Consider the following 17705-nt stretch of genomic DNA (forward strand, 5'->3'; position numbering starts at 1 on the left):
CAGTGACGTCATGGATCTCACCCCCTTCGTCGACCAGCTCCGCCGCGACCTGCTCACCGCGGCCGATGCCGGCGGCGAGGAGGCCCGCGCCCTGGCGGAGCGGCTCACCGCTCCGCTGGAGTCCTCGGTCCGTCTGGCGCTGCTGAGCGCGCTGTCCCAGGCGGCCGAGGAGCTCACCGGCCAGCTCGCTCCCGGCGCCGTCGACGTCCGGCTCCGCGGCAGCGACATCGGCTTCGCCGTCACCCCGCCCCCGGCCCCCGAGGCGCCCGAGCCACCGGCAGCGGCCGCTGCTGAGCCGGCTCCGGACGTCGAGGAGGGCGAGACCGTCCGCATCACGCTGCGGCTCCCCGAGCAGCTCAAGACGCGGGTCGACGAGGCAGCCACCCGCGGTGGCGTCTCGGTCAACACCTGGCTGGTCCGTGCCGTGGCCGGCGCGCTCGAGCCCGCACCGCGTCCGTCGTCCGACTCCCGCCGCGCCCGGTGGTCCGGCGGTTCCCAGTACACCGGCTGGGCGCGCTAGCCCGCGCCCCGTCCCGCACCGCACCTCCCGACCCCGGCCGACCGGCCCGGGGGCACCCACCCCTGCCCCGAGGAGGGCGCAGCCATGCCTACGTTCGACACCCCCGGGCCGATCGCGGCCCGCATCGAGATCGCCGCCGGATCCGTCCGGGTCCGCGCCTCCGACCGCGACGACACCGTCGTCACCGTCTCGCCCCGCAACCCGCGCAGCGCTGCCGACGTCACCGCCGCCGAGCAGGCGCTGGTCACCTTCACCGCAGGCGAGCTCGTGGTGCGGTCCACCGGCCGTCCCCGGCTGCTGTTCTTCGGCTCCGGCCCGGAGGTGGAGGTCGACCTCGCGCTGCCCGCGGGCTCCGCGCTCGACGTCCGCGTCACCGCCGGGGAGATCACCTGCGCCGGCCGGCTGGGCGCCGTCCACCTGGAGAGCAAGTACGGCGACCTCCGCCTCGACCAGGCCGGCAGCCTGCAGGCCCGCACCTCCAGCGGCGATGTCACAGCGTCCGCCGTCGACGGCGAGGCCGAGGTGCACACCGCCTACGGCGACGTCCGCGTCGGCGAGGCGGGCGGCCCGACGCGGCTGGAGACCGGTTACGGCGACATCCGGCTCGACCGGGCGCTCGGCTCGGCGCACGGCAGCACCAAGTACGGCGAGGTGCGCGTCGGCGAGGCCGTCCGGGGCTCGCTGGTCCTGGAGACCGCCTACGGGGACATCGAGGCCGGCGTCCGCGAGGGGACAGCGGCCTGGCTCGACATCAACTCCGGCGGGGGCCGGCTGCGCAACCTGCTGACCGAGACGACGGGGCCCGAGGGCGCCGCCGAGACGGTCGAGATCCACGCCCGCACGTCCTACGGCGACATCACCGTCCGCCGGGCCTGAGAGGAACTGACATGACCGACGCCATCGCCGTCACCGGCCTGCGCAAGTCCTTCGGGCCGAAGGTCGTCCTCGACGGCCTCGACCTGACCGTCCCCGAGGGGACGATCTTCGCCCTGCTCGGCCCCAACGGGGCCGGCAAGACGACCACCGTCGACATCCTGTCCACGCTCACCCCCGCCGACGGCGGCGAGGTGCGCATCGCCGGGCACGACCTGCACCGCGAGCCGGACGCCGTCCGCGCCGCCATCGCGCTCACCGGTCAGTTCTCCGCCGTCGACAACCTGCTCACCGGTGCCGAGAACCTCCGGCTCATGGCCGACCTCAACCACCTGGGCAGGCGCGAGGGCCGCCGACGGGCCGCCGAGCTGCTCGAGCGGTTCGACCTCGTCGAGGCCGCCGACACGGTGCCGGCCACCTACTCCGGCGGCATGCGCCGGCGACTGGACCTCGCCATGGGGCTCATGGCCGACCCCCGGGTGGTCTTCCTCGACGAGCCGACCACCGGACTGGACCCGCGCAGCCGGCGGGCCATGTGGGACGTCGTCCGCGGCCTGGTGGCCGACGGCGTCACGATCCTGCTGACCACGCAGTACCTGGAGGAGGCCGACCAGCTCGCCGACCGGATCGGCGTGCTCGACTCCGGCCGGCTGGTCGCCGAGGGCACCGCCGACGAGCTCAAGCGCCTGGTGCCCGGCGGGCACGTCCGGCTGCAGTTCGCGGGGCCCGCCCCGCTCGCGGCGGCAGCCCGCGTCCTCGGCGTCCCCGTGGACGACGAGGTGTCGCTCGCCCTCGAGGTGCCCGGCGACGGCAGCGTCGCCGCCCTGAAGGACCTGCTCTCCCGCCTGGACGACGCCGGTGTCGACGTCGACGGCCTGACCGTGCACACCCCCGACCTGGACGACGTCTTCCTGGCCCTCACCGGCCGGCCCGCTGCTGAAGAGGTGCTCTCGTGACCGCTCTCGCCCTGACCGTGAACGACTCCGCGACGATGCTGCGGCGCAACCTCGTGCGTGCGCTGCGCTACCCGGGCCTGACGGTGATCGTCGCCGCGATGCCCATCGTGTTCCTGCTGCTGTTCGTGTTCGTCTTCGGCGGCACGCTGGGGGCGGGGCTCGGCGCCCCCTCCGGCGGCCGCGAGGAGTACGTCGCCTACGTCGTCCCGGGGATCCTGGTGCTCGCCATCACCGGCGGCGCGCAGGGCACCGCGATCGGCATCGCGATGGACATGACCGAGGGCATCATCGCCCGGTTCCGCACCATGTCGATCGCGCGGGCGGCGGTGCTCACCGGTCACGTCGTCGGTGCGGTGATCCAGACGATGGTCGGGCTGGCGCTGGTCGTCGCCGTCGCCCTGCTCGTCGGATTCCGGCCGGACGCCACCCCGGTCGAGTGGCTCGCCGCGGTCGGGGTGCTCGTGATGATCAGCTTCGCCCTGTCCTGGCTGTCGGTGGCGATGGGGTTGTCGACCAAGACGGTCGAGGCGGCCTCCAACGTGCCGATGCCGCTGATGCTGCTCCCCTTCTTCGGCAGCGGGTTCGTGCCGGTGGAGTCCATGCCGGCCGGGCTGCGCTGGTTCGCGGAGAACCAGCCGTTCACGCCGATGATCGAGACGGTCCGCGGCCTGCTCACCGGCACCGCGATCGGCTCCAGCGGCCTGGTGGCCACGGCGTGGTGCGCCGGCATCGCGCTGGTCGGCTACCTCTGGGCCCGCCGCAACTACGAGCGGCGACCGGCCCGCTGACCGACAGGGACTTCCTGTACAGAAAGTCCCTCTGGCAGGCCGGTGTGTCGGGAATGGAGGGGGCGGGCTCGTCGCTGAACGCGGTGAGCACCGCCCCCTCCCCTTGTCCCGAGAGGCCGCGCATGCCCACGTCGCTGATGTCCCGCCCGGTCCCCGTCGAGCAGCCGGCGCCGCATCGCCGGCGCCGGGTCCCCCTCCGCCTCGTGGCAGCGGGCGCCGGCCTGGCCGTCCTGGTCCCGGTCGGGATGAAGGTCGCCGACTGGCTCCCCGAGAACCCGTTCGGTCAGGACGTCGTCGACCGCAGCACGACGCCCCTGGTCCTCGCCCTCCAGGACCTGCACGAGTACCACGCCGCCACGGGCACCTTCCAGGTCGTCGTCGACCGGGAGACCGACACCCGCTACGTGCCCGCGGCCATCAGCGGGGAGCGCGTCCAGCTGCTCGCCACCGGCACTGCCGACGCCTTCGTGGACTTCTCAGCCCTCGACGCCGGCGCCGTGACCCTCTCCCCCGACGGCACGACGGCGACCATCGAGCTGCCGGCACCGCGCCTCGACGAGGTGCGGATCGACCCCGAGGAGACCCGCGTCCTGGACCGCGACCGCGGGCTCGTCGAGCGGATCGGCGACGCTCTCGGGGACGACCCGGTCGACGACAGCGCGCTGTACGCGGCGGCCGAGGACCGGCTCGCCGCGGCGGCCGCGGCCAGCGACCTCCGCGACCGGGCCGAGACCAGCACGCGCGACATGCTGACCGGCCTGGCCCGCTCCCTCGGCGTCGAGGACGTCGAGGTCCGCTTCGCCGAGCCCGCCGAGTAACTGCGCGGGGGTGGCGTCAGCCCTTGAGCTTGTACTCCTTGAGCAGGCCGCGGCTGATGATCGTCTTCTGGATCTCGCTGGTGCCCTCGCCGATGAGCAGGAACGGCGCCTCGCGCATGAGGCGCTCGATCTCGTACTCCTTCGAGTAGCCGTAGCCGCCGTGGATGCGGAACGACTGCGTGGTCACCTCGGCGCAGTACTCGCTGGCGATCAGCTTCGCCATGCCTGCCTCGACGTCGTTGCGCTCGCCGCGGTCCTTGAGACGGGCGGCGTTGACCATCATCAGGTGGGCGGCCTCGACCTTGGTCGCCATCTCGGCCAGCTGGAAGGCGATCGCCTGGTGCTGGGCGATCGGCTTGCCGAAGGTCTCGCGCTGCTGGGCGTAGGCCACGGCCAGCTCGAACGCGCGGATCGAGATGCCGCAGGCGCGGGCGGCCACGTTCACCCGGCCGACCTCGACGCCGTCCATCATCTGGGAGAAGCCCTTGCCGGGGGCGCCGCCGAGGATGTCGGAGGCCTTGGCCCGGTAGCCGTCGAACACCAGCTCGGTGGTGTCGACGCCCTTGTAGCCCATCTTGTCGATCTTGCCGGGGATGGTGAGGCCGGGGACGACCTCGCCGAAGCCGGCGGGCTTCTCGACCAGGAAGGTCGTGAGGTTCTGATGGGCCTTCTCCGCGCCCTCGTCGGTGCGGACCAGCGCCGCGACCAGGGTCGAGCTGCCGCCGTTGGTCAGCCACATCTTCTGGCCGTCGATGACGTAGTCGCCGTCGGCCTGCTTCACGGCCTTGGTGCGGATCCCGGCGACGTCGGAGCCCAGCCCCGGCTCGGACATCGAGAAGGCGCCGCGCACCTCGCCGGTGGCCATGCGCGGGAGGTAGTACTCCTTCTGCTCCTGCGTGCCGTGCTGGCGGAGCATGTAGGCCACGATGAAGTGGGTGTTGATGACACCCGAGACGCTCATCCAGCCACGGGCGATCTCCTCGACCACCAGCGCGTAGGTCAGCAGCGACTCACCCAGCCCGCCGTACTCCTCCGGGATCATCAGCCCGAAGATCCCCAGCTCCTTGAGCCCGTCGACGATCTCCTGCGGGTAGACGTCGCCGTGCTCGAGCTCCTGCGCGTTCGGGATGATCTCCTTGTCGACGAAGCTCCTGACCGTCGACAGGATCTCGCGCTGGATGTCGGTCAGGTCGGCGGTCTGCGCCAAGCGGGTCACGTGCGCTCCTTCGGGACTGCGGTGTCCGAGTTACCGGTGAGTATGGGCCACGTCCGGCCGCCTCCCGCCGTGTGCCTGATCACGCATCGCCCGTCCGCGTGGTGGAGTACCCCGACCGGCCCGCGCGCCAGGAGGACCCATGAGCACCGACGACGAGAACCTCTACCGAGGGGACCCGCCGCCGCCCCCTCCGGCCGGCCCGCCTCCGGCGTACGGCCAGCTGCCACCGGGCTACGGCCAGCCCTACGGCCAGCCGGGCTACCCGCCGCCGGGTTTTCCGCCGCCGGGCTACCCGCCCCCGGGCTACGGGCCGCCGGGGTATCCCCCGGTCTACGGCCGGCCGACCAACACCATGGCCGTCCTCGCCCTCGTGCTGGCGTTCGTCTTCGCGCCGGCCGGGCTGATCCTGGGCATCGTCGCGCGCAAGCAGATCCGTCAGACCGGCGAGGACGGAGACGGCCTCGCGCTCGCCGGGATCATCGTCGGCGGCATCGTGACGGCGATCATCGTGTTCTTCGTCGTGCTCTGGATCATCGCCTTCGCGACGCTGACCAGCACGGGCTTCTCCTGAGCCGGCGCCCGGTCGTGGGCCGATGACTTCCGCGACCCCGGCCGGTCCGACGGGGGACGACAGGAGGAGAACCGTGGACCAGCTGCTCAGGGTGCAGAACTTCGCCGTATCCAGCGACGGCTTCGGGGCCGGCGAGGGGCAGAGCCTCGAGCGACCGTTCGGGCACGCGGATCCCGCGGACCTGATGTCGTGGGCCGGCGCGACGGCGAGCTGGCCGAACCGCACCGAGCCGGGCGGGAGCCGGGGTCTCGACGACTACTTCACCCGCGACTTCTCCCACAACATCGGCGCGGAGATCATGGGGGCGCACAAGTTCGGCCCGCACCGCGGCCCGTGGCAGGACCTCGAGTGGCAGGGCTGGTGGGGCGACGAGCCGCCGTTCCACACGCCGGTGTTCGTGCTGACCCACCACCTGCGCCCGTCGTTCACGCTCTCGGACACCACGTTCCACTTCGTCGACGCCGACCCGGCGACGGTCCTCGGGCAGGCCCGGGAGGCGGCTCGGGGGAAGGACGTCCGGCTGGGAGGCGGGGCCACGACCATCCGCGCGTTCCTCGACGCCGATCTCGTCGACACCCTGCACGTGGCGGTCGCACCGGTGGAGCTCGGTCGAGGCGTACGGCTGTGGAAGTCACCCGAGGAGCTGCTCGACCGCTACCACTGCGACGTCGTGCCCAGCCCGAGCGGCGTCACGCACCACCTGTTCTGGCGGAAGTGAGGCGGCGGCCGCCCGGCACCCCGGGCGGCCGCCGTCCGCTCAGTCCTCGGGCGGGGTGAAGGACGACGTCCGGGACATCCCCGCGGCGCGGCCCTTGCCGGCGATGACCAGCGCCATCTTGCGGCTGGCCTCGTCGATCATCTCGTCGCCGAGCATCGCCGAGCCCTTCTTGCCACCGGCCTCCGACGTGTACCAGTCGTAGGCGTCGAGGATGAGCTCGGCGTGGTCGTAGTCCTCCTGCGACGGCGCGTAGATCTCGTTGGCGGCGTCGATCTGGCCCGGGTGCAGCACCCACTTGCCGTCGAAGCCGAGGACCGCCGACCGCTTGGCGACCTCCTCGAACGCCGGCACGTCCCGCACCTGCAGGAACGGGCCGTCGATGGCCTGCACGCCGCGGGCGCGGGCGGCCATGAGGATCTGCATGAGGATGTAGTGGAACGGATCGCCCGGGTAGTCGGGGTGCAGGGCCCCGACCACCAGCGACTTCATGTTGATGCTGGCCATGAAGTCGGCCGGGCCGAAGATGATCGTCTCGATGCGGTCGCTGGCGAACGCGATGTCGTTGACGTTGATGAGGCCCTGCGCGGTCTCGATCTGCGCCTCGATGCCGATCCGGCCGACCTCGAGCCCGTTCGACTTCTCGATCTGGGTGAGCAGGAAGTCCAGCGCCTTGACCTGGGCGGCGTCGGCCACCTTCGGCAGCATGATGCAGTCGAGGTTCGCGCCCGCGCCCTCCACGACCTCGATGACGTCGTGGTAGGTCCACTCCGTCGTCCAGTCGTTCACCCGGACCGTGCGGATCTTGTCGCCCCAGCCGCCCTCGTTCAGGGCCGCGACGATGTTCTTGCGGGCACCGGGCTTGGCCAGCGGCGCGCACGCGTCCTCGAGGTCGAGGAAGACCTGGTCGGCCGGGAGACCCTTCGCCTTCTCCAGGAAGCGCGGGTTGCTCCCGGGGACGGCGAGGTTGGAACGACGGGATCGGAGCTCGGCCACGGTGCCTCCGCTTCGGTGGGGATGCTGTCAGCTACCGGAGAGTAGCGACGGCGCCCGGGAACCGCCCCGCCGAGTGATCAAGCACTCAGGTGCCCGGCTCGACCAAGGTCTGCGGGCGGCTGGCCCGCACCACCAGCGCGACCCCCGCGACCACCAGGGCGACGCCCGGCAGCGCCAGCAGCGGCGGCACCTGCCCCAGCAGGACCAGCGCGAAGATCAGCGCGCCCGGGACCTCCAGCAGGACGGCGAGGCTGACCACCGTCGGCCCCACCGAGGAGAGCACGAGGTTGAGCAGCGTGTGGCCGAACAGCTGGGCCGACACCGTGATGCCCGCGATCAGCCACCAGTCCCGCGCCTCGAAGCCGGCGAGCGGGGTGTCCACGAGCAGCGCCGAAACGGCGATCACGACCGCGCAGACGGAGTAGCAGACGACCGCGTAGGCCGAGGTCGCCAGCCGCTGCCGGGCCCGGGCGCCGGCCAGCACGTATCCACCGGCGCAGATGGCGCCCAGCAGTGCCAGCCCGTCACCGGCCAGCGCCTCCAGGCTGACCGTCACGTCCACGCCGACGATCAGCACGACGCCGGCGAAGGCCAGCAGCAGCCCCCACCACACCGCGGCGGGCAGCCGCACGCCGGAGATGCGCGCGACCAGCGCCGTCCAGATGGGGGTGGTGGTGACCAGCGCGACGGACGCGGCGACCGTCGTCATGGACAGGCTGGGCAGCCACGTCGCGAAGTGCGCCGCGAGGAACAGCCCGGCGACGACGGAGCTGGCCAGGTCGCGCGGCCGCAGCCCGGTCAGCGTGGCGCGCTCGCGGGTCAGCAGCACCGGCACGAGCGCGGCCGCGCCCGCGGCGTTGCGCCAGAACGCGAGCGCCAGCATCGGCGCGGCCACCATGGCGGTGAGCGGCGCCGAGAGGGACACACCGACGACGGCCAGGGAGAGCAGGCCGACGTCCCGGGGACCTGGTCGGTGCAGCGCCCACGCCTCGGCGGAGGCGGTGCTGGTCACGGCACCCGGATCCGGCCGGACGCGATGGGGACGACGGCGCCGCGCACGGTCGCGGCGACGGCCTTGCCGCCCGAGGCGGTGACGGTGCACTCGAGCACCGACGGCCGGCCGAGCTTCTCCCCCTGCCGGACGACGAAGGAGGACGTGCCCTCCCCCGCCAGCAGGCCCGCCTCGACCAGCCAGACGCCGGTGCCCAGCGCGGCCGACCCGGTCGCCGGGTCCTCGCCCCAGCGGAGATCGCCGGCGAACACGCGGGCGTAGGCGGTGGAGGTGGCGGCGTCCCAGGAGAGGACCGAGACGCCCTCCCCCACGCCGAGCGCGTCGAGCGCGGCCTGGTCCGGGACGGCCCGGTCGACGGCGTCCGGGCGGACCGAGAGGTAGGCGAAAGGCAGGCCGCACCCGGCGACGTCGGCGGGCACGCCCGTGGCGTCGACCTCGCTCAGGCCGACGGCCGCGGCGAGCTCGGCGGCCGCGGGGCCGTCCTCCAGGGTCGGTCGGCCCCCGGTGAGCCGGGCGCCGTCGCCGTCGACCTCGACGTCCAGGACGCCGGCACCGCACTCCTGGCGGAGCGTGCCGGCGCCGAGCCGGCCGGTGCGCACGAGCGTGTGGGCGGCACCCACGCTCGGGTGACCGGCGAAGGGCAGCTCGGCGAACGGGGTGAAGATGCGGACGCGGTAGTGGGCCCCCGGTTCCGTGGGCGCGCAGAGGAACGACGTCTCCGAGAGGTGGAACTCGAAGGCCAGCGCCTGGCACTGCTCGGTGCTGAGCTCGTCGGCGTCGAACACCACGGCCAGCGGATTGCCGGCGAACGCTCCCGGTGCGAACACGTCGACGATCTCGTAGTCCAGCGCATCCCGGGACGGCACGGGCCCGACGGTAACCTCCACTCCCGTGACGACCGCGAGCAGGGCGTATGTCTCCCGGCTCGCCGGGCTGACGGTCTTCGACCCGAACGGCGACCGCGTGGGCAAGGTGCGCGACGTCGTCGTCGCCCTGCGCGTCGGGACGGCGACGCCGCGGGTGCTCGGCATCGTCGTCGAGGTGGTCGCCCGCCGCCGGATCTTCGTGCCGATGGGTCGCGTGACCGCGATCGACCCCGGCGCGGTGATGCTCGCCAGCGGCACGCTGAACCTCAAGCGCTTCGAGCAGCGGGCCGGCGAGACGCTGGTGCTCGGCGAGCTGCTCGACCGGGCGGTGCGGATCGCCGAGTCGGGCCGGCCCGCGCACGTCGTCGACGCCGGCATCGAGCAGACCCGCACCGGCGACTGGGTGCTGTCCCGCCTCGCCGTCCAGGAGCCCGGCCGGCTCGGCCGCCGGGGCCAGCTCCACCAGCTGGCCTGGGACGAGGTCGAGGGGCTCGCCCTCCCCCAGGCCGGGCAGGGCGCGGAGACGCTGATCGCGACCTACCGCGACCTCAACGCCGCCGACGTCGCGCACGCGCTCCAGGACCTGCCGGTGAAGCGGCGGCACGAGGTCGCCGAGGCGCTGGACGACGAGCGGCTGGCCGACGTCCTCGGCGAGCTGCCCGAGGCCGACCAGGTGACCATCCTCGGCACGCTGGACGAGGGCCGGGCCGCGGACGTCCTCGAGGCCATGGACCCCGACGACGCCGCCGACCTGCTCGCCGAGCTCTCCAACGTCGACCGCAACCGGCTGCTCGAGCTCATGGAGCCCGACGAGGCCGAACCGGTGCGCCAGCTGCTCAAGTACTCGGAGGACACCGCCGGCGGAATCATGACCAGCGAGCCGGTGATCCTGGCGCCCGACGCGACGATCGCCGAGGCGCTGGCCCGTGTCCGGGAGCCGGAGCTGACCCCGTCCCTGGCCAGCCAGGTGTACGTCTGCCGCCCGCCGTCGGCGACACCCACCGGTCGCTACCTCGGCCTGGCGCACATCCAGCGCCTGCTGCGCGAGCCCCCGTCGTCCCTGGTGAGCGGGGTGCTCGACGACCTGGAGCCGTTGCGTCCCGAGGCGCCGCTGGCGGAGGTCACCCGCTACTTCGCGACCTACAACCTCGTCGCCGCGCCGGTGGTCGACGCCCAGGGCCACCTGGTCGGTGCGGTCAGCGTGGACGACGTCCTCGACCACCTGCTGCCCGACGACTGGCGCGAGCGGGCCCGACGTGGCTGACGCACCCCGGCTCGACGTCCCCCGCGGCCGCACCCGCGGCTTCGGCAGCTTCCTCCGGCTCAACCCGGACGCCGTCGGCCGGTTCGCCGAGAGCATCGCGCGCTTCCTGGGCACCGGCCGGTTCCTCGCCGTCCAGACGATCATCGTGGTCGTCTGGATCGCGCTGAACGTGTTCGCGGTGAAGCTGCGCTGGGACCCCTACCCCTTCATCCTGCTGAACCTGGCGTTCTCCACCCAGGCCGCCTACGCCGCGCCGCTGATCCTGCTGGCGCAGAACCGGCAGGCCGACCGCGACCGGGTGCAGGCGGAGGAGGACCGGGCCCGCGCCGCCTCGGTCCGCGCGGACACCGAGTACCTGGCCCGCGAGCTGGCCTCGCTGCGCGTCGCGGTGGGCGAACTCGCCACCCGCGACTTCATCCGCAGCGAACTGGGCCGGCTCGCAGGGGACGACGAGGACGTCGAGAAGCGCGAGAAGAAGCGCAAGAAGCGGGAGCGCGAGGAGGCCGAGGCGCGCGGCGGCGCAGCTTCCTAGGTGATCAGGCCGCCGAAGGCGTCGAACAGCCGCAGGGCGAGCGCCGTCATGGGGGCGACCAGGAGCAGCCCCCAAAGGCGCGTCGGCAGGTGGCGCGGGAGGACGGCGACCAGCACCAGCGCCACCGCCGCGTCGACCGCGCCCTGCACCGGGTGGACGAGCAGCTCGCCCTCCGCGGCGGTGCCGGTGACCCACCGCCACAGGGGCAGGAACTCCCCGCCCGCCAGCACGATGCCGGCGCCGAACGCGACCGCCGCTCCGGGCAGGAGGCCGGGACGGCGGGTCGCCCACCAGGCGACGGCAGCCGTGACCGCCACCGCGGTCGCGGAGAGGACGAGCCAGACGGGCAGCAGCCGGTTCCACCCGAAGCCCAGCACCCAGGCCGCCCACGCGTAGTACGCGACGGTCATCGCGGCGAAGAAGGCGGCGGCTCGCACCGCGGCGGCGACCGGCGAGGCAGCGAGCCGTCCGATGACCGCGACCGCCAGCACCCACGCCGCCGGGTAGGTGCCCAGGTCGGCGGCCCACCGCCAGCCCGACTCGTCCGCTGCCTTGGCGGCCACGCCGGCCACCGCCCCGAGCGCGGCCAGGAGGCTCGGCGTCCTGAGGTCACGCGACGGAATGAGGGTGGCGGTCATCGGCGGGGATCGTCCCCCGTCGCCGGGCGACGTCCGGCGCTGACGCGCCGCGGACTGTCGGTGCCGGGGTGCACGATGCGGTCATGGGTGCGCGGGTGCACAGCGTCCTCGGGTCGCCGATCGGCCCGTTGACGACCGTCGAGGAGGACGGCCGCCTGGTCACGCTCCACCTCCGCCCACCCGGGTCCTCTGCCGACCTCGGCGTGCGGGACGACGCCCGGTTCGCCGCCGTCGCCGAGCAGCTCGACGAGTACTTCGCCGGCACCCGGACGTCCTTCGACCTGCCGCTGCGCGCGTCGGGGAACGCGTTCCAGCTCGCCGTGTGGCGGCTGCTCGCCGAGATCCCCTACGGCGAGACCCGTTCCTACGGCGACATCGCCCGCCGGCTGGGTGACCGCACCCTGGCCCAGGCGGTCGGGACGGCGTGCGGGCGCAACCCCCTGCCGCTCGTCGTGCCGTGCCACCGCGTGGTCGGGGCCGACGGTGCGCTGGTCGGGTTCGGCGGCGGGCTGGAGTGCAAGCGCTTCCTGCTCGACCTGGAACAGCGGGACGAGCGGTTGTTCTAGCCCCCGAGCAGGTGCACGACCGCGCCGGCCGCTCCGGCCAGGACCAGGACGACGATGAACGGTGCGCGGAACGCCAGCGCGAGAGCCGCCACGGCGAGGCCGGCGAGACGCCCGTCCACCACGAGCTCCTGGCCGTCGGTGAAGGCCTGCACCGCGACGAGCGCGGCGAGCAGGGCCGCCGGCACGAAGTCGACGACGCGCGCGACCCACGGTTGCTCGACCCACGCCGCGGGCACCGACAGCCCGGCGAGCTTGAGCAGGTAGCAGCCCACCGACCCGGCGATGACCGCCGCCCACAGCGCGGTGCCGCTCACGGCGTCGCCGCCTTCGCTCGGGGCGGTCCGGCGAGCGCCACGGCGACGACCGCGGCGATCACCTGGACGCCGGCCGGGACGAACGGGGTGAGCGCGAGCGCGACCACCGCACCGCCGATCGCCACCCGCAGCTGCACGCGGTGCTCCGGGAAGCCCGTGCGCAGCCGCGGCCACAGCAGGGCGAGGAACGCGGCGGGGACCACCGCGTCGAGCGCCGCCAGCGCCGGTCCGGTCAGCGCCGCCGCCCCCAGCGCGCCGATGACCGTGGTGACGTTCCACATCACGAAGATCGAGGCGCCACCCGCGAGGAAGGCCAGCCGCGCGAGCCGGCGGTCGGGGGCCGCGATGGACAGGGCCGTCGTCTCGTCGATGACCCAGTGCGCGGTCCCCAACCGCACGAGGCCGCCGCGGGGCTGCAGCAGCGGGACCAACCGGACGCCGTAGACGGTGTTGCGGGTGCCCAGCAGCAGGGCGCTGCCGACGGCGGCCAGCGCGCTGCCCCCGGCGCCGAGGACGCCCACCAGCGCGAACTGCGACGCACCGGTGAACATCAGGGCGGACATGGTCACCGCCTGCCAGACGTCCAGCCCTGCGGCGTCCGCGGCCGCCCCGAAGGCGGCGCCGTAGAGACCGACCGCCAGCCCCAGACCGACCGCGTCCCGCAGGACGGCGGAGCGGGTCGGGGCGGACATGTCCAGCGACCCTAACGAGCCGCCGGGCGGACTCCGGTCACGCCACCTCGGCCAGCCGCGGCGCCGGTGCCGTCGCGACCGCCTCGTCGAGCAGGTGCGCGGCCGCGGACAGCTCGCGCAGCACCACGACGCCGGGACCGGCCACGAGCGGCGCGCCGCCGTCGGTGCCGAGACGGGCTGCGGTGCGGCGGGCCTGCGCGGCCAGGGACAGGAGCCGCCGTCCGGCCGGGGTGGTGCTCGCGTAGCGCTCCACTGCGTCGTCCAGGGCTGCCGTGGAGAGGACGTCGTCGATGAGGGCGCGGAGGTCGTCGGTGGACGGGGTGGTGGGGAGCGCTGTCGTCGTCATGGGGAGAACCGTCGTCCTGAGGGGTGCCCACGGGCATCGGTCGACCGCGCAGTGCTGGGCGCCGCGGGGTACCTAGGCGCGGTCACCGCCCGTCTGAGCACCTCAGACCGCGGAGTGCGCAGCAGATCACTCCGCCCGGGGCGGCGCGCGGGGATGCCCGCCGTACAGTTGCAGGCGACCCGATCGCGCAGGTCGCCGCGCTCTCGCCGACCGCCGGGCGGGTTCCCCCGTCGAAGGAGACCACCGCAACGATGTCCGACACGCTGACCGGCTCGCCGGCGCTCGACGCCGTCACCGCCGCTCTGGCCACCGTCCAGGACCCGGAGATCAACCGCCCACTCACCGAGCTGGGCATGGTCAAGGACGTGCAGATCGGCGCCGACGGCTCCGTCCGCGTCGAGGTCTACCTGACCGTCGCCGGCTGCCCCATGCGCGAGACCATCACCAACCGCGTCACCCAGGCCGTGGGCGCCGTCCCCGGCGTGACGTCGGTGTCGGTGGCCCTCGACGTGATGAGCGACGAGCAGCGCGCCGAGCTGCGGAAGACCGTCCGCGGCACCGACGCCGCCGACCCGGTCATCCCGTTCGCGCAGCCCGGCTCCCTCACCCGCGTCTACGCGGTGGCGTCCGGCAAGGGTGGCGTCGGCAAGTCCAGCGTCACGGTGAACCTCGCCGCGGCGCTGGCCAAGCGCGGCCTGTCGGTGGGCGTCGTCGACGCCGACATCTACGGCCACTCGGTGCCGCGCATGCTCGGCGTCGAGGACAAGCCGACGCAGGTCGACAACATGATCATGCCGCCGCAGGCCTACGGCGTGAAGGTCATCTCGATCGGCATGTTCACGCCGGGCAACACCCCCGTCGTGTGGCGCGGACCGATGCTGCACCGCGCGCTGCAGCAGTTCCTCGCCGACGTCTGGTGGGGCGACCTCGACGTCCTGCTCATGGACCTCCCCCCGGGCACCGGTGACGTCGCGATCTCGGTGGCCCAGCTGGTGCCGAACGCCGAGATCCTCGTGGTGACGACGCCGCAGCTCGCCGCCGCCGAGGTGGCCGAGCGGGCCGGCGCGATCGCCACGCAGACCCACCAGCAGGTGGTCGGCGTCGTCGAGAACATGTCGTGGCTCGAGCTGCCCGACGGCTCGCGCATGGAGGTCTTCGGCGCCGGCGGCGGCGAGGCCGTGTCCGACGCGCTGACCCGCACGCTGGGCGCCCGTGTCCCGCTGCTGGGGCAGATCCCGCTGGACACCCGCCTGCGCGAGGCCGGCGACGCCGGTGCGCCGATCGTGCTCGCCGAGCCCGAGTCGGCCGCCGCGCAGGCGCTGGAGAAGATCGCCGACACCCTGGCCGTCCGCCAGCGCGGGCTGTCGGGCATGTCGCTGGGGCTCACCCCCGTCCGCCGCTGACCTCACCCGCCTCTGGGGTGTTCCTCCCGCTACCGGGGTCCTGCAGCACTCCCTGAGCGGGAGGAACACCCCAGAAGTACGTTCGGGCCATGAGCGACGACGTGCAGGTCAGCGACAGCATCGACATCGACGCACCTCCTGCGACGGTGTTCGCGATCCTCGCCGACCCACGTCAGCACTCCCGGATCGACGGGTCCGGCTCGGTGGGCAACGTGATCAAGGCACCCGACCGGCTCACCGCGAAGGGCCAGACGTTCAGCGTCCGGATGAAGCTGTTCGGCGTCCCGTACCTGATCCGCAACCGGGTGGTCGAGTTCGAGGCCGACCGGCGGATCGCCTGGCGGCACTTCACCGCCAACCGCTGGCGCTACGAGCTCGTCCCCACCGCCGACGGCGGCACCCGGGTGACCGAGACCTTCGACATGGGCCGCGCGGACCGGCTGACGACGGCGGTCGTGCGGGCGGCGAAGTTCCCCGAGCGCAATCGCGAGGGCATCACCGGCACCCTGGAGCGCCTGAAGAAGGCCGCCGAGGCCGACGCCATGGGCTGACAGGCCTCGCTTCTGGAGCGCTTCTCGCGCACCGGGAGCGCTGCAGAGCACCGGGAGCGCGAGGAACGCTCCAGGAGGGAGCTACGTCGCGTCGGCGTCGAAGGGCGGCGGGGTGGCGTGGTCGCGGGGCCGGGCCACCGTGGCGGCAGTCGCCCCGGCAGCGGTGGCGCTCCCCCGGTGGACGGTGGGCCGGTCGTCGTCACCGAGCAGCTGGTCCCGCAGGAACGTCTTCGGGTGGTACTTGCGCAGGTCGAGGTCGCGCAGCTCCGGCAGGTCGTCGCCGAGGGACTCGTTGACCTGCTGGCGGATGCCGGTGACCGCCTCGCGCACCCGCTTGAGGCCCGACGCGGCGTCCTTGGCCAGGTGCGGCAGCCGCTCGGGCCCGAAGATGAACAGCGCGGCCAGCGCGAGGACGACGATCTCGCCCCAGCCGATCGAGTCGAACACCGCCGCTCCTGTCTCCCGGGCCGCCCGTCGCGGCCCTCCCAGCGTAAGCGGCCTCAGGCCTCGTCGAGCGTGGCCTCGACCGTCGTGGAGCCGCCGCCGCGGACGACCTCGACGGTGATGGTGTCCCCGGGCGCGTGAGCGTCGACGGCCACGACCAGCTCCTCCGAGCTGCCCACCTGCTCGCCCTCGACGGCGATGACGACGTCCTCCTCGCGGATGCCCGCCTTCGCCGCCGCGCTGTCGGGCTCGACGTTGAGCACCAGTGCGCCGTCCCGGGTGCCGTCGGTGACCGACCGCGTGTTCACGCCGAGGGAGGAGTGCACGGCCGACCCGGTGGAGATCAGCTGCTCGGCGATGTCGCGGACCGTGTCGACCGGGATCGCGAACCCGAGGCCGATGGAGCCGCCCGCACCGGTGGAGGCGATGGCGGTGTTGATGCCGACGAGCGTGCCGCTGGCATCGACCAGCGCGCCGCCGGAGTTGCCCGGGTTGATGGGGGCGTCGGTCTGGACCGCGCTGATCACCGCGTTGGTGTCGCTGCCCTCGCCGGCCAGCCGCACGGGGCGGTCCAGCGCGCTGACGATGCCGCTGGTGACGGTGCCGGCCAGCCCGAGCGGCGAGCCGATCGCGACCACGGGGTCGCCGACGACGACGTCGTCCGAGCTGCCGAGGTCGGCCTCGACCAGGCCGGGCTTCTCGACCTTGAGGACGGCGATGTCGCTGGCGGGGTCGCGCCCGGCGATGCGCGCCGCCGAGCCGCTGCCATCGGAGAAGACCGCCCGGATCTCGGCGCCCTCGACGCCCTCGGCGCCGGAGACGACGTGGTTGTTGGTGACGATGTAGCCGTTCTCCGCGTCCACCACCACGCCGGAGCCGGTCGCGCCGGCCTGCCCGACGCGGACCTCGATCGAGACGACGGACGGCAGGACCTTCTCGGCGATGGCGGACACCGAGCCGGGCTCGCGGGTGATGCCGGGGTCCACCTCGGAGAGCTGCGTGCCGGGCGCGAGCAGCGGCGTCTCGTCCTCGGACTTGGCGAGGAACCAGCCGACCCCACCGCCGACGGCGCCGACGAAGAGCACGGCCAGCAGGGCTAGCACCGAGAGCCGGACCGACAGGTCGCGCAGCCGCAGCTTCTTGCGCCCCTGCGGGTCGACGACGACCGGCCCCTCCTGGGCCTCCTCGTCGTAGACGGCCGGCGCGCTCAGGGAGGCGGGGGCGTACGGATCGCGCCACGGGTCGGTGCGCGCGTCGGGCTTCCACCACGGTCCGGTCGCCGTGCGACGTCGTCCGGGGCGACCGCCGGGCGGCTCCTGCAGCCCGCGCTGCCCGCTGCCCTTCGGGCCGAACGCCCGCAGCAGCGCCTCGGCCGGCGGGGGCGGGACCGGGCGGGGTGGTGGCGTGGGCCGCCCGTCGGCGAAGCTGCCGCCGGTGGCCTCCGGGCGACCGAACGCGGCCGCCTGCCCGGCCGTCGGCTGCGGCGCCGCGACGGGGCGGGGTGCCAGCCGGTCGGGGACGTCGGCGAAGGCTCCCGTCTCGCCGGGCGGACGGGCGAAGAGGGCCTCGTCGCGGGACGCGCCGTTGCCGGCCCGGGGGTCCTGCCCGGACGGGCGCTCGTCGG

General features: G+C 73.8%; 22 protein-coding genes. 12 read left to right on the top strand and 10 right to left on the bottom strand.

The genetic code is table 11. The features are described from left to right. The first annotated feature begins 10 nt into the window (after nt 1–10). The 5 genes from ACI78T_RS13250 (at nt 11) to ACI78T_RS13270 (ending at nt 3955) form a co-directional block, all read left to right on the top strand. Nucleotides 11–520, top strand: coding sequence for a hypothetical protein (locus ACI78T_RS13250; protein ID WP_456558569.1), 510 nt, complete (start codon nt 11–13; stop codon nt 518–520). 84 nt (nt 521–604) lie between these two features. Beyond that, a complete protein-coding gene (locus ACI78T_RS13255) occupies nt 605–1396 on the top strand; it encodes a DUF4097 family beta strand repeat-containing protein (RefSeq protein ID WP_456558570.1) in 792 nt (263 codons plus the stop codon). An 11-nt stretch (nt 1397–1407) separates the two neighbouring features. Then, nucleotides 1408–2349 (top strand): ATP-binding cassette domain-containing protein, encoded by a 942-nt coding sequence (locus ACI78T_RS13260; protein ID WP_456558571.1) that lies wholly within the window; start codon nt 1408–1410, stop codon nt 2347–2349. After that, nucleotides 2346–3137: an ABC transporter permease gene (locus tag ACI78T_RS13265; RefSeq protein ID WP_456558572.1), complete on the top strand. Its 792-nt coding sequence runs from the start codon at nt 2346–2348 to the stop codon at nt 3135–3137. The genes ACI78T_RS13260 and ACI78T_RS13265 overlap by 4 nt, the downstream gene beginning before the upstream one ends. Before the next feature lie 122 nt (nt 3138–3259). Next, a complete protein-coding gene (locus ACI78T_RS13270) occupies nt 3260–3955 on the top strand; it encodes a DUF4230 domain-containing protein (RefSeq protein ID WP_456558573.1) in 696 nt (231 codons plus the stop codon). Between the two features lie 16 nt (nt 3956–3971). On the opposite strand, the gene ACI78T_RS13275 is transcribed toward ACI78T_RS13270, so the two are convergent. Then, entirely contained in the window at nt 3972–5171 is a 1200-nt protein-coding gene (locus ACI78T_RS13275; RefSeq protein ID WP_456558574.1) for an acyl-CoA dehydrogenase family protein, read from the bottom strand. A 139-nt stretch (nt 5172–5310) separates the two neighbouring features. Here ACI78T_RS13275 and ACI78T_RS13280 point away from each other — a divergent pair, with 139 nt between their 5' ends. Next, nucleotides 5311–5742 (top strand): DUF4190 domain-containing protein, encoded by a 432-nt coding sequence (locus ACI78T_RS13280; RefSeq protein ID WP_456558575.1) that lies wholly within the window; start codon nt 5311–5313, stop codon nt 5740–5742. Between the two features lie 73 nt (nt 5743–5815). Further along, nucleotides 5816–6460, top strand: coding sequence for a dihydrofolate reductase family protein (locus ACI78T_RS13285; protein WP_456558576.1), 645 nt, complete (start codon nt 5816–5818; stop codon nt 6458–6460). A 39-nt stretch (nt 6461–6499) separates the two neighbouring features. On the opposite strand, the gene ACI78T_RS13290 is transcribed toward ACI78T_RS13285, so the two are convergent. The 3 genes from ACI78T_RS13290 to ACI78T_RS13300 all read right to left on the bottom strand — a co-directional run bounded on the left by ACI78T_RS13290 (nt 6500) and on the right by ACI78T_RS13300 (nt 9331). After that, entirely contained in the window at nt 6500–7453 is a 954-nt protein-coding gene (locus tag ACI78T_RS13290; protein WP_456558577.1) for an HpcH/HpaI aldolase/citrate lyase family protein, read from the bottom strand. A gap of 85 nt (nt 7454–7538) precedes the next feature. Beyond that, nucleotides 7539–8465 (bottom strand): DMT family transporter, encoded by a 927-nt coding sequence (locus tag ACI78T_RS13295; RefSeq protein WP_456558578.1) that lies wholly within the window; start codon nt 8463–8465, stop codon nt 7539–7541. Next, nucleotides 8462–9331, bottom strand: a complete 870-nt coding sequence (locus ACI78T_RS13300) for a PhzF family phenazine biosynthesis protein (RefSeq protein ID WP_456558579.1) — start codon at nt 9329–9331, stop codon at nt 8462–8464. The genes ACI78T_RS13295 and ACI78T_RS13300 overlap by 4 nt, the downstream gene beginning before the upstream one ends. A gap of 25 nt (nt 9332–9356) precedes the next feature. Between ACI78T_RS13300 and ACI78T_RS13305 the strand changes: the two genes are divergently transcribed. Both ACI78T_RS13305 and ACI78T_RS13310 read left to right on the top strand, forming a co-directional pair. After that, nucleotides 9357–10595: a magnesium transporter MgtE N-terminal domain-containing protein gene (locus tag ACI78T_RS13305; RefSeq protein WP_456558580.1), complete on the top strand. Its 1239-nt coding sequence runs from the start codon at nt 9357–9359 to the stop codon at nt 10593–10595. Continuing rightward, entirely contained in the window at nt 10588–11127 is a 540-nt protein-coding gene (locus ACI78T_RS13310) for a DUF1003 domain-containing protein (RefSeq protein WP_456558581.1), read from the top strand. The genes ACI78T_RS13305 and ACI78T_RS13310 overlap by 8 nt, the downstream gene beginning before the upstream one ends. Here the strand turns inward: ACI78T_RS13310 and ACI78T_RS13315 are convergent. Continuing rightward, nucleotides 11124–11765 carry a hypothetical protein gene (locus ACI78T_RS13315; RefSeq protein ID WP_456558582.1) on the bottom strand — a complete coding sequence of 214 codons (642 nt, stop codon included), beginning with the start codon at nt 11763–11765 and terminating at the stop codon, nt 11124–11126. The genes ACI78T_RS13310 and ACI78T_RS13315 overlap by 4 nt on opposite strands. An 83-nt stretch (nt 11766–11848) precedes the next feature. Here ACI78T_RS13315 and ACI78T_RS13320 point away from each other — a divergent pair, with 83 nt between their 5' ends. After that, nucleotides 11849–12331, top strand: coding sequence for a methylated-DNA--[protein]-cysteine S-methyltransferase (locus ACI78T_RS13320; protein ID WP_456558583.1), 483 nt, complete (start codon nt 11849–11851; stop codon nt 12329–12331). On the opposite strand, the gene ACI78T_RS13325 is transcribed toward ACI78T_RS13320, so the two are convergent. From ACI78T_RS13325 to ACI78T_RS13335, 3 genes are read right to left on the bottom strand one after another with little or no spacing between them, the layout of a single operon-like run. Further along, a complete protein-coding gene (locus ACI78T_RS13325; RefSeq protein ID WP_456558584.1) occupies nt 12328–12645 on the bottom strand; it encodes an AzlD domain-containing protein in 318 nt (105 codons plus the stop codon). The genes ACI78T_RS13320 and ACI78T_RS13325 overlap by 4 nt on opposite strands. Further along, nucleotides 12642–13337 carry an AzlC family ABC transporter permease gene (locus ACI78T_RS13330; RefSeq protein WP_456558585.1) on the bottom strand — a complete coding sequence of 232 codons (696 nt, stop codon included), beginning with the start codon at nt 13335–13337 and terminating at the stop codon, nt 12642–12644. The genes ACI78T_RS13325 and ACI78T_RS13330 overlap by 4 nt, the downstream gene beginning before the upstream one ends. Before the next feature lie 37 nt (nt 13338–13374). After that, entirely contained in the window at nt 13375–13683 is a 309-nt protein-coding gene (locus tag ACI78T_RS13335) for a hypothetical protein (protein ID WP_456558586.1), read from the bottom strand. A 251-nt stretch (nt 13684–13934) separates the two neighbouring features. Between ACI78T_RS13335 and ACI78T_RS13340 the strand changes: the two genes are divergently transcribed. Together ACI78T_RS13340 and ACI78T_RS13345 are read left to right on the top strand one after the other, a co-directional pair. Next, complete coding sequence (locus ACI78T_RS13340) at nt 13935–15086, top strand: Mrp/NBP35 family ATP-binding protein (protein WP_456558587.1); 1152 nt, start codon at nt 13935–13937, stop codon at nt 15084–15086. 89 nt (nt 15087–15175) lie between these two features. Then, complete coding sequence (locus ACI78T_RS13345; RefSeq protein WP_456558588.1) at nt 15176–15637, top strand: SRPBCC family protein; 462 nt, start codon at nt 15176–15178, stop codon at nt 15635–15637. Nucleotides 15638–15718: 81 nt separating this feature from the next. Here ACI78T_RS13345 and ACI78T_RS13350 read toward each other — a convergent pair whose 3' ends face one another. Continuing rightward, nucleotides 15719–16084 carry a twin-arginine translocase TatA/TatE family subunit gene (locus ACI78T_RS13350; RefSeq protein WP_456558589.1) on the bottom strand — a complete coding sequence of 122 codons (366 nt, stop codon included), beginning with the start codon at nt 16082–16084 and terminating at the stop codon, nt 15719–15721. Nucleotides 16085–16137: 53 nt separating this feature from the next. Next, entirely contained in the window at nt 16138–17184 is a 1047-nt protein-coding gene (locus tag ACI78T_RS13355) for a S1C family serine protease (protein WP_456558590.1), read from the bottom strand. Nucleotides 17185–17705 lie beyond the last annotated feature (521 nt).

It is taken from the genome of Blastococcus sp. SYSU D00922, assembly GCF_054050495.1.

Coding starts and splice junctions, on each gene's coding strand:
- ACI78T_RS13255 (WP_456558570.1), top strand. CDS start 605: ATGCCTACGTTCGACACCCCCGGGCCGATCGCGGCCCGCATCGAGATC.
- ACI78T_RS13335 (WP_456558586.1), bottom strand. CDS start 13,683: ATGACGACGACAGCGCTCCCCACCACCCCGTCCACCGACGACCTCCGC.
- ACI78T_RS13330 (WP_456558585.1), bottom strand. CDS start 13,337: ATGTCCGCCCCGACCCGCTCCGCCGTCCTGCGGGACGCGGTCGGTCTG.
- ACI78T_RS13315 (WP_456558582.1), bottom strand. CDS start 11,765: ATGACCGCCACCCTCATTCCGTCGCGTGACCTCAGGACGCCGAGCCTC.
- ACI78T_RS13270 (WP_456558573.1), top strand. CDS start 3,260: ATGCCCACGTCGCTGATGTCCCGCCCGGTCCCCGTCGAGCAGCCGGCG.
- ACI78T_RS13320 (WP_456558583.1), top strand. CDS start 11,849: ATGGGTGCGCGGGTGCACAGCGTCCTCGGGTCGCCGATCGGCCCGTTG.
- ACI78T_RS13260 (WP_456558571.1), top strand. CDS start 1,408: ATGACCGACGCCATCGCCGTCACCGGCCTGCGCAAGTCCTTCGGGCCG.
- ACI78T_RS13340 (WP_456558587.1), top strand. CDS start 13,935: ATGTCCGACACGCTGACCGGCTCGCCGGCGCTCGACGCCGTCACCGCC.
- ACI78T_RS13250 (WP_456558569.1), top strand. CDS start 11: ATGGATCTCACCCCCTTCGTCGACCAGCTCCGCCGCGACCTGCTCACC.
- ACI78T_RS13345 (WP_456558588.1), top strand. CDS start 15,176: ATGAGCGACGACGTGCAGGTCAGCGACAGCATCGACATCGACGCACCT.
- ACI78T_RS13280 (WP_456558575.1), top strand. CDS start 5,311: ATGAGCACCGACGACGAGAACCTCTACCGAGGGGACCCGCCGCCGCCC.